General features: G+C 48.3%; 2 tRNA genes and 3 rRNA genes. All 5 read left to right on the top strand.

Annotated features, from left to right (window positions below):
- The first annotated feature begins 165 nt into the window (after nt 1–165).
- The 5 genes from KVY11_RS16460 (at nt 166) to rrf (ending at nt 5542) form a co-directional block, all read left to right on the top strand.
- Nucleotides 166–1703, top strand: a 16S ribosomal RNA gene (locus KVY11_RS16460).
- Between the two features lie 61 nt (nt 1704–1764).
- Nucleotides 1765–1841, top strand: a tRNA-Ile gene (locus KVY11_RS16455).
- 68 nt (nt 1842–1909) lie between these two features.
- Nucleotides 1910–1985, top strand: a tRNA-Ala gene (locus KVY11_RS16450).
- 338 nt (nt 1986–2323) lie between these two features.
- Nucleotides 2324–5217 (top strand): 23S ribosomal RNA (locus tag KVY11_RS16445).
- Nucleotides 5218–5427: 210 nt separating this feature from the next.
- Nucleotides 5428–5542 (top strand): 5S ribosomal RNA (gene rrf, locus KVY11_RS16440).
- The 16S, 23S and 5S rRNA genes sit together here with 2 tRNA genes alongside, the layout of an rRNA operon.
- The last annotated feature ends 51 nt before the right edge of the window (nt 5543–5593 follow it).

Raw genomic sequence — 5593 nt, 5'->3', positions numbered from 1 at the left:
AAGATCATTAAGAGATTATGAAGAACAACTTGTGTGGATTTTTACTGATTGATCGATCGAAAATATTTCATTGATTGATGGTAAGAATTACTCGAAGTTTATTTGAGAAATATTTGTCAGAAAATTGATGAGCCAAGATTTGTAGCCATAAGCTACTAATGATTTTAACTGAAGAGTTTGATCATGGCTCAGATTGAACGCTGGCGGCAGGCTTAACACATGCAAGTCGAGCGGGGAAGGGTAGCTTGCTACCTGACCTAGCGGCGGACGGGTGAGTAATGCTTAGGAATCTGCCTATTAGTGGGGGACAACATTCCGAAAGGAATGCTAATACCGCATACGCCCTACGGGGGAAAGCAGGGGATCTTCGGACCTTGCGCTAATAGATGAGCCTAAGTCAGATTAGCTAGTTGGTGGGGTAAAGGCCTACCAAGGCGACGATCTGTAGCGGGTCTGAGAGGATGATCCGCCACACTGGGACTGAGACACGGCCCAGACTCCTACGGGAGGCAGCAGTGGGGAATATTGGACAATGGGCGAAAGCCTGATCCAGCCATGCCGCGTGTGTGAAGAAGGCCTTTTGGTTGTAAAGCACTTTAAGCGAGGAGGAGGCTACTTGGATTAATACTCTAGGATAGTGGACGTTACTCGCAGAATAAGCACCGGCTAACTCTGTGCCAGCAGCCGCGGTAATACAGAGGGTGCGAGCGTTAATCGGATTTACTGGGCGTAAAGCGTGCGTAGGCGGCTTTTTAAGTCGGATGTGAAATCCCTGAGCTTAACTTAGGAATTGCATTCGATACTGGGGAGCTAGAGTATGGGAGAGGATGGTAGAATTCCAGGTGTAGCGGTGAAATGCGTAGAGATCTGGAGGAATACCGATGGCGAAGGCAGCCATCTGGCCTAATACTGACGCTGAGGTACGAAAGCATGGGGAGCAAACAGGATTAGATACCCTGGTAGTCCATGCCGTAAACGATGTCTACTAGCCGTTGGGGCCTTTGAGGCTTTAGTGGCGCAGCTAACGCGATAAGTAGACCGCCTGGGGAGTACGGTCGCAAGACTAAAACTCAAATGAATTGACGGGGGCCCGCACAAGCGGTGGAGCATGTGGTTTAATTCGATGCAACGCGAAGAACCTTACCTGGTCTTGACATAGTAAGAACTTTCCAGAGATGGATTGGTGCCTTCGGGAACTTACATACAGGTGCTGCATGGCTGTCGTCAGCTCGTGTCGTGAGATGTTGGGTTAAGTCCCGCAACGAGCGCAACCCTTTTCCTTATTTGCCAGCGGGTTAAGCCGGGAACTTTAAGGATACTGCCAGTGACAAACTGGAGGAAGGCGGGGACGACGTCAAGTCATCATGGCCCTTACGACCAGGGCTACACACGTGCTACAATGGTCGGTACAAAGGGTTGCTACCTAGCGATAGGATGCTAATCTCAAAAAGCCGATCGTAGTCCGGATTGGAGTCTGCAACTCGACTCCATGAAGTCGGAATCGCTAGTAATCGCGGATCAGAATGCCGCGGTGAATACGTTCCCGGGCCTTGTACACACCGCCCGTCACACCATGGGAATTTGTTGCACCAGAAGTAGGTAGTCTAACCGCAAGGAGGACGCTTACCACGGTGTGGCCGATGACTGGGGTGAAGTCGTAACAAGGTAGCCGTAGGGGAACCTGCGGCTGGATCACCTCCTTAACGAAAGATTGACGATTGGTAAGAATCCACAACAAGTTGTTCTTCATGACGATGTATCTGAGGGTCTGTAGCTCAGTTGGTTAGAGCACACGCTTGATAAGCGTGGGGTCACAAGTTCAAGTCTTGTCAGACCCACCAAATCTGACTAACAAGCATTGTTAAATGCTGAATACAGAAAAACAGAGACATTGACTTATTGATAAGCTGGGGACTTAGCTTAGTTGGTAGAGCGCCTGCTTTGCACGCAGGAGGTCAGGAGTTCGACTCTCCTAGTCTCCACCATAGATTATAGAACTTAGTAAGTTAAAGCTTATTAACTTCTGTGATTTATCACAGTTTCCTGACCTGACGAAGGCTGGAAAAATCATTAACAGAATATATTTGAGTTGAAATAATTTGTTCATACTCGTTTTTAAGATCGACATTAACAGTGATTTATTACTGATTGATGAAGATTAAAGAAATGAGTTACTAGCGAAATTAACTGAATCAAGCGTTTTGGTATGTGAATTGAATTGAAGCTGTACAGTGTTTAAGTACACAGAACAACAAACTGTATGATCGAGCAATCGATCTGTCCTAGTACTACTTGTAGGTACTACGACTGTTTGGGGTTGTATAGTCAAGTAATTAAGTGCATGTGGTGGATGCCTTGGCAGTCAGAGGCGATGAAAGACGTAATAGCCTGCGATAAGCTCCGGGGAGGCGGCAAATATCCTGTGATCCGGAGATTTCTGAATGGGGAAACCCACCTGTCATAAGGCAGGTATCGTATGATGAATACATAGTCATACGAGGCGAACGAGGGGAAGTGAAACATCTCAGTACCCTTAGGAAAAGAAATCAATTGAGATTCCCTCAGTAGCGGCGAGCGAACGGGGAAAAGCCCATTAAGTCATATAAGTTCTAGTGGAATGCTCTGGGAAGTGCAACCATAGTGGGTGATAGTCCTGTACACGAAAGGGCTTATATGATGATGTCGAGTAGGGCGGGGCACGTGAAACCTTGTCTGAATATGGGGGGACCATCCTCCAAGGCTAAATACTCCTGACTGACCGATAGTGAACCAGTACCGTGAGGGAAAGGCGAAAAGAACCCCTGTGAGGGGAGTGAAATAGATCCTGAAACCGCATGCATACAAGCAGTGGGAGCCGACTTGTTCGGTGACTGCGTACCTTTTGTATAATGGGTCAGCGACTTACATTCAGTAGCAAGGTTAACCGCATAGGGGAGCCGTAGAGAAATCGAGTCTTAATAGGGCGTTTAGTTGCTGGGTGTAGACCCGAAACCGGGTGATCTATCCATGAGCAGGTTGAAGGTTGGGTAACACTAACTGGAGGACCGAACCCACTGTCGTTGAAAAGCCAGGGGATGACTTGTGGATAGGGGTGAAAGGCTAATCAAACTCGGTGATAGCTGGTTCTCCCCGAAAGCTATTTAGGTAGCGCCTCGGACGAATACCATTGGGGGTAGAGCACTGTTTCGGCTAGGGGGTCATCCCGACTTACCAAACCGATGCAAACTCCGAATACCAATGAGTACTATCCGGGAGACAGACTGCGGGTGCTAACGTCCGTAGTCAAGAGGAAAACAATCCAGACCGCCAGCTAAGGCCCCAAAATTATAGTTAAGTGGGAAACGATGTGGGAAGGCATAGACAGCTAGGAGGTTGGCTTAGAAGCAGCCACCCTTTAAAGAAAGCGTAATAGCTCACTAGTCGAGTCGGCCTGCGCGGAAGATGTAACGGGGCTAAAACTATATGCCGAAGCTGCGGATTTGCAATTTATTGCAAGTGGTAGGGGAGCGTTCTGTAAGCCGATGAAGGTGTATTGAGAAGTATGCTGGAGGTATCAGAAGTGCGAATGCTGACGTGAGTAACGACAATGCGAGTGAAAAACTCGCACGCTGAAAGACCAAGGGTTCCAGTCCAACGTTAATCGGGGCTGGGTGAGTCGACCCCTAAGGCGAGGCCGAGAGGCGTAGTCGATGGGAAATTGGTTAATATTCCAATACTTCTATGTAATGCGATGAGAGGACGGAGAAGGTTAAGTCAGCCTGGCGTTGGTTGTCCAGGTGGAAGGTTGTAGGCATGTATCTTAGGCAAATCCGGGGTGCTCTATGCTGAGAACTGATAGCAAGCTGTACTTGTACAGTGAAGTGGCTGATACCATGCTTCCAGGAAAAGTCTCTAAGCTTCAGTTACATAGGAATCGTACCCGAAACCGACACAGGTGGTCAGGTCGAGTAGACCAAAGCGCTTGAGAGAACTCTGCTGAAGGAACTAGGCAAAATGGTACCGTAACTTCGGGAGAAGGTACGCTGCCGACGGTGATAGGATTTACTCCTTGAGCTATTGGCAGCCACAGAAACCAGGCCCCTGCAACTGTTTATTAAAAACATAGCACTCTGCAAACACGAAAGTGGACGTATAGGGTGTGATGCCTGCCCGGTGCTGGAAGGTTAATTGATGGGGTTAGCGTAAGCGAAGCTCTTGATCGAAGCCCCAGTAAACGGCGGCCGTAACTATAACGGTCCTAAGGTAGCGAAATTCCTTGTCGGGTAAGTTCCGACCTGCACGAATGGCATAATGATGGGGGCGCTGTCTCCAGCAGAGACTCAGTGAAATCGAATTCGCCGTGAAGATGCGGTGTACCCGCGGCTAGACGGAAAGACCCCGTGAACCTTTACTGCAGCTTGACATTGAACTTTGATCTTACTTGTGTAGGATAGGTGGGAGGCTTTGAAACCGAGACGCTAGTTTCGGTGGAGCCAATCTTGAAATACCACCCTGGTAATATTGAGGTTCTAACTCTGTCCCGTTATCCGGGACGAGGACCATGTCTGGTGGGTAGTTTGACTGGGGCGGTCTCCTCCTAAAGAGTAACGGAGGAGTACGAAGGTGCGCTCAGCGTGGTCGGAAATCACGCGTAGAGTATAAAGGCAAAAGCGCGCTTAACTGCGAGACCCACAAGTCGAGCAGGTACGAAAGTAGGTCTTAGTGATCCGGTGGTTCTGTATGGAAGGGCCATCGCTCAACGGATAAAAGGTACTCTGGGGATAACAGGCTGATACCGCCCAAGAGTTCATATCGACGGCGGTGTTTGGCACCTCGATGTCGGCTCATCTCATCCTGGGGCTGAAGCAGGTCCCAAGGGTATGGCTGTTCGCCATTTAAAGAGGTACGCGAGCTGGGTTTAGAACGTCGTGAGACAGTTCGGTCCCTATCTACCGTGGGCGTTGGAAATTTGAGAGGATCTGCTCCTAGTACGAGAGGACCAGAGTGGACGAACCTCTGGTGTACCGGTTGTGACGCCAGTCGCATCGCCGGGTAGCTATGTTCGGAAGGGATAACCGCTGAAAGCATCTAAGCGGGAAGCCTACCTCAAGATAAGATTTCCCTAGGACTTTATGTCCTCTAAAGAGCCGTTGAAGACTACGACGTTGATAGGTTGGATGTGGAAGCATAGTGATATGTGAAGCTGACCAATACTAATTGCTCGTGAGGCTTGACTATACAACACCCAAACAGTTGGTGTTGCGGTTCAAATCACTGCAAACAACTTGATTTAGTTATAAAGCTAAGTACAATGTTCAATGAGATAAGACAAAGCACTGCTTTAGATTGTCGCAAGAAACTCAAATATACCTGTTAATAACTCATTTGATGAAAGTTAGGCATACACAATGTGTAAATAAGACCCAACGAATAGTCATAAACAGTTGTGCTGGCGACAATAGCAAGAGTGAACCACCTGATCCCTTCCCGAACTCAGAAGTGAAACCTCTTAGCGCTGATGGTAGTGTGGAGTTATCCATGTGAGAGTAAGTCATCGCCAGCTCATTAATTCAAATCCCCCTAACTCAAATGAGATAGGGGGATTTTTTTATGC

Origin of the sequence: Acinetobacter sp. CWB-G5 (genome assembly GCF_019209785.1) — a bacterium.
In the GTDB taxonomy this organism is placed as follows: domain Bacteria; phylum Pseudomonadota; class Gammaproteobacteria; order Pseudomonadales; family Moraxellaceae; genus Acinetobacter; species Acinetobacter johnsonii.
Note: the sequence above shows the minus strand (reverse complement) of the source record. Positions and strands in the feature narration are given on the sequence as shown.